Origin of the sequence: Youngiibacter fragilis 232.1, assembly GCF_000495435.3 — a bacterium.
Classification (GTDB): domain Bacteria; phylum Bacillota; class Clostridia; order Clostridiales; family Clostridiaceae; genus Youngiibacter; species Youngiibacter fragilis.
In genome coordinates this window covers 1-1,324 of record NZ_AXUN02000008.1, presented here as the reverse complement: position 1 = coordinate 1,324, position 1,324 = coordinate 1, and the positions used below count along the sequence as shown (strand labels likewise).

1 protein-coding gene is annotated in these 1,324 nt (G+C 42.4%); it reads right to left on the bottom strand.

The window, feature by feature from the left end; all coding sequences use genetic code 11:
- Positions 1–416: 416 nt before the first annotated feature.
- Positions 417–1,196: an IS21-like element helper ATPase IstB gene (gene istB / locus T472_RS00745; RefSeq protein WP_023389240.1), complete on the bottom strand. Its 780-nt coding sequence runs from the start codon at positions 1,194–1,196 to the stop codon at positions 417–419.
- Between the last annotated feature and the right edge of the window lie 128 nt (positions 1,197–1,324).

Sequence of the window (1,324 nt, the reverse complement as noted above, 5' to 3'; positions counted from 1 at the left end):
TGGATATTCCACTTAAAAAATGCATGCTTTCCAGAGATTCAGAGCACCCTAATCCGGAAGGACAGAACATATCATTCCGGATAGAGTGCAGGGGTTTGGATAGAGGCTAATATTGTGAGGAGACAGTTCTACCTTTAGCTGTGTTCAATAAGTGCTTCACATACTCATCAGATTCCATCGGATTCTCATTGGAATGCATCAGCGCTAAGTATATTCCATATGCAGGATACTCATAGTAACTGCTGGCCAAGTCTGACAATATTTCATTACGTACATTCTCATCGTGTGGCGGAGTAAGATGCTGACTTAGCTTGTAACGGGCTTTCACAGTCTCTGTTTCCAGATGCTGGATATCCTGGATGAGACATTCGATAAGTTCGCAGAACTCATAAGCTACGTTGCAACAACTGCAAGAACTATTCAATGCTGCCACCTCGCTTTAATGAGGACTTCAAGCCATGCCGCTCACGCATAGATAGCTTGCCTTCAATCATAATATCGAAGGAGTCGTGGATAATCCGGTCAATTACAGACTCTGAAATAGTTGCATCGCATTCATTTCCAATACGACCATACCAGTCACTAGGTTCGAACTGGGTGCAGAAAATTATTGAGCCCTTTACAGTACGCGCTTCAATGATTTCAAAAAGCTCTCTAGCCTGATTGCTTGATACCGGAGTCAGTAGGAATTCATCCAGAATCAAAAGATCTACTTTCTGATAAGCCTTTATAACCTTCTCGAATGTTCCCTCCCCATATGCTATGGTAAGCTCATTGAGGAGGTCAGGAAGCCTTATGTATCGTACCTTGATGAAATTTCTGCATGCTGCGATACCAAGTGCTGAAGCAATGAAAGTTTTCCCGCTTCCAGCAGCACCTTTCAGTATGACGTGGTGGTTATCAGCAATGTATTTGCAAGTTGACAGGTCCAATAACTGAGATTTATCAAGCTTCCTGTCGGCATGATATTCTATGTCTTCCATACATGCATTAGGATATCTGAAGTTTGCGACTTGAATCATTTTTTGAAGTTTATTGTTTTTACGCTTGACCCACTCCCTATCTACCAGCATTCCGAATCGGTCTTCAAATGACAATTGTTGGAATGCTCTATCATTGGATTGAGCTTCGAAGGCATCTGACATAGCTGAGAGCTTCAGTTCATGAAGTTTATCAATGGTTGACTGCCGAATCATTAACGTCCACCTCCCTTGAAGTAAGAAGCACCCCGGGTGATTCCTCTTGATGCAGCTTTACTCAAAGTTGTGGTTGTGGAAGTTACTTTATCCTGGCCGTTCTTCAGGATCGTTGTTATGTTTTTAAG

Excerpts from the sequence above, each read along its gene's own strand:
- istB (WP_023389240.1), bottom strand. The coding sequence starts at position 1,196 with ATGATTCGGCAGTCAACCATTGATAAACTTCATGAACTGAAGCTCTCA.